The following is a 3,199-nucleotide window of genomic DNA, read 5'->3' on the forward strand; positions in this document are numbered from 1 at the left end:
CCTTGAGCATCGGTATAAAATTCCTTTAACCCTAAGTCAATTCCTGTTATTTGTCCCGTTGGTTTATGGTATTCTTGCCGTTCTACGTCAATTAAAAACTGGCAATAATAACCGTCAGCACGTCTAACAACTCTTACCCGTTTAATCTGTTGCTCTGAATAATAAACTAAGGTTTTTTGACTACACCATAAATCAAATTCTCCTGCTTTAAAACCATCGGTGAACTTGATTTTACGTCGCTCATCAGATAGTTTGTAGCCCGTTAGTTTATACTCAACCGAACGGCTATGCTTTTTGAACCGAGGAAACCCCTTTTTCCCAAGTATCTTAGCATGACAATTCTGATAAAACCTATTAATTGATTGCCAGGCTCTATCAGCAGCCGATTGACGAGCTTGAGAGTTTAATTTATTAACCCAAGGGGTTTCTTTATTGTTAGCTAGTACCGCACAAAGTTTTTGGAGATCATTGCGGGTTGTCCCTTGATTGTCCATCCAATAACGAACACAAGAGTTACACACAAACTGAGATGTCCTAATTGCTTCATCTAGTCTTTGGTATTGTTCTGGTGTCCCGTTTTTTAACTTGGCTTCTACGACTAGCATCGATTAATCCTCGACCCTGGATAAATTGAGTATAACACAGTTTACCTACAAATGGTAGAATTAAAATCGTGCTTCGCAGTCAATATCCTGGTCGGATTTCATCCCCCGCAAAGGTTGATGTCTTGTCGAAAAATTTAGCGGGGGCATTCATCCGACATTTTAGGTAACCGAATTAGCCCAACTCGACTGCGATTTTATCCTTCCCTCCCGCACTCACCATATCGACGGTTTGACATCCTCACAATCAGATTAGAATACGGATAAAAAATTTTGACTTTGCTGGTATCAGATGCGAGTTTTTCTGCCGATTCTCTGTTTATGTCTAGGAATAGGGGAATTTTTCCTCAATCCCCCCATTAGTCCGGGCAATTCCCTTCCCGCAACCACGGTAACTCGAACGGAAACCCGTTTGCTGCTGAATTTAAAAAAAAGACGGGTTTTTGTTTACCAAGGACAGAAAATAATCGCTTCTTACCCAGTGGCGATCGGTCGTCCGGGTTGGGAAACCCCAACGGGAGAATTTAGGGTGATTCAGATGGTGCGGGAACCAGTCTGGGAACATCCTTTCACCGGGCAACTGGTGCCATCGGGAAAAAACAACCCTTTAGGGGCGCGTTGGATCGGATTTTGGACCGATGGCGCCAATTTTATCGGTTTTCACGGTACACCGCAAGAAAATCTCATCGGCCGGGCCGTCTCCCACGGTTGCGTCAGGATGCGCGATCGAGATATAAAGGCTTTATTTGAAAAGGTAAAAATCGGCACTTCGGTGATAGTAATCGCTCAATAAGTAGTGTCTGCTGAAAAAGTTTCTTGGTGAGGTTAGGAGTCGGTCGTCAGTCCCGATGAAAAAATTTTCACCCCCACAGATGAAAGAGGTTTCCTTCCCTACACCCCACACCCCACACCCTACACCCTCTTTCAAGTCAGGCGTAATTTAGATAGTCAACAGTTTAAAATGAGAGAAACTAAGCCAAGAGGATAAGCGGTGAATATTATTGAACTAATCGGGATCGTGGCGGGAATATTAACCACTGTCTCCTTTTTACCCCAAGTGATTAAAACTTGGCGTTATCGTTCGGCTAAGGACTTGTCCCTAACTATGTTTATTTGCTTTTGTCTGGGGGTTTTTCTTTGGCTAATCTACGGGATTTATATGAGCAGTAAACCGATTATTGTCGCTAATTTTGTTACTTTTATCTTAGCGGGGACAATTCTCTATTTTAAGATTAAATATGATTAAAACAACTGACAATCCCTTGCCTCCCTATTTGCTCTCGTCATGACAATTCTACAATTTATCCCCACATCTAGCCACGGAGAGCGGATTTTTAGGTTAATTTATCTCAAATGTCGGGGTGAAGACCCTCAGTTTTACAGATGGGATGAAACCGTTCGGCTGAACTCACGGCCGAAGCCCCGACCAACCTAGAACAGCACTTCGACAAGCTCAGTGACACGAAGCACGATTAAAGGTCTAAAAGTCCTATCGAACAATGTTTTTAGATTTATTCAGCCAACCCTATCTAGGGTCTGCTGAAAAAGTTTTTCCTGGGGGTAGGAGTCAGGAGTCAGGAGTCGGTCGTTTCAGGCTTTGTTGCCCTTGTTTTTTGTACCAAGCGATGTACCACAAGAAGGATAATGCAAGGTTTTTGAAAGTCCCAATCCTATTTTCTTGCACTAACATCGGACTTTAACAGGTCAAAAGCCTTATTTTAAAAGGGTTTTACCATTATTCAGCAAGCCCTAAAGAATCCTAATGATGAACAACAAAATTTTATTATGTTTGTCTCATTGTTTAGTCAAGAAAGTGGCTTAGTATTACACATAAAAAGAATCGAAAATAAAAAAGGGTCTGAAATCGACGAAGGTCAAGCTATAATTGAGGATTGCTCTCTCCCAAATAAAGTTTTTACTGGGGATGCTTTACACTGTCAGAAAAAAACAATCAGCTTAATAGCCAAGAGTAAAAATGATTATGTTATCACCGTTAAAGGAAATCAGAAAAATCTTGATCAGCGAATACAAGACCTGAGTAATTCCTCAAAGGCAGAAAGTTGCTTTCTCGAACAAGATAATAGTCATGGACGAAAAATATCAAGAAAAATAGAAGTTTTTAAAGTGAGGAAAAATGAAAGACAAGGGTTTGAAAATCTGCGAAGAGTTATTAAAGTAGAAAGAAGGGGTAGTCGCGGAGATAAAACCTATGAAGAAACAGCTTACTATATCAGTAGCCTAACTGAATCCGCTCAAGTATTTGCTAAAATTATTCGAGGACACTGGAAAATAGAAAATCAGTTACATTGGGTAAAAGATGTAATTTTTGAGGAAGATAAAAGCGGCTCTTCGTTACTCTTTATGCTAAATCAACATACAAGATGCCAAGACAACATACTTCTAACCCAAAAATTCCGAAAGTTTCTCAAGCCATAGGCTCTCCGTTTTATTAGTTTAAGTTTATTGTTGATTCCCTCGACCACCCCATTCGTTGTCCTTCGCTCGAAATAACTAATGATTTCTCCAAACCAGTTTCGGATTGTTTGACAACTCTTGGTAAAAACACTGGAGGATTTTGCCAACCATTCCGAGATGGA

The 3,199-nt window shown here is 40.7% G+C and carries 4 protein-coding genes and 1 pseudogene; 3 read left to right on the plus strand and 2 right to left on the minus strand.

Going from position 1 to position 3,199, the window contains the following annotated elements; genetic code table 11:
• Nucleotides 1–605, minus strand: a 605-nt coding sequence (locus O9290_RS27065) for an RNA-guided endonuclease InsQ/TnpB family protein (RefSeq protein WP_288087722.1), incomplete at its 3' end; no start/stop codon positions are given.
• A 289-nt stretch (nt 606–894) separates the two neighbouring features.
• On the opposite strand from O9290_RS27065, the gene O9290_RS27070 reads away from it, so the two are divergent.
• The 3 genes and pseudogenes from O9290_RS27070 to O9290_RS27080 all read left to right on the plus strand — a co-directional run.
• Entirely contained in the window at nt 895–1,395 is a 501-nt protein-coding gene (locus O9290_RS27070; RefSeq protein WP_002758784.1) for a L,D-transpeptidase, read from the plus strand.
• 198 nt (nt 1,396–1,593) lie between these two features.
• The gene (locus O9290_RS27075; protein ID WP_002743903.1) at nt 1,594–1,848 is read left to right on the plus strand and encodes a SemiSWEET transporter; all 255 of its coding nucleotides are present in this window, start codon (nt 1,594–1,596) and stop codon (nt 1,846–1,848) included.
• A 491-nt stretch (nt 1,849–2,339) separates the two neighbouring features.
• Nucleotides 2,340–2,945 (plus strand): annotated as a pseudogene (locus tag O9290_RS27080) (ISAs1 family transposase); the annotation flags it as partial.
• Nucleotides 2,946–2,971: 26 nt separating this feature from the next.
• Here the strand turns inward: O9290_RS27080 and O9290_RS27085 are convergent.
• Nucleotides 2,972–3,199, minus strand: a 228-nt coding sequence (locus tag O9290_RS27085) for a transposase (RefSeq protein WP_287717349.1), incomplete at its 5' end; no start/stop codon positions are given.

This window comes from Microcystis sp. LE19-41.2A (genome assembly GCF_027530405.1).
Taxonomy (GTDB): domain Bacteria; phylum Cyanobacteriota; class Cyanobacteriia; order Cyanobacteriales; family Microcystaceae; genus Microcystis; species Microcystis aeruginosa.

Bases quoted from the DNA above. Each gene is read 5' to 3' on its own strand.
- O9290_RS27070 (WP_002758784.1), top strand. From the start codon at position 895: ATGCGAGTTTTTCTGCCGATTCTCTGTTTATGTCTAGGAATAGGGGAA.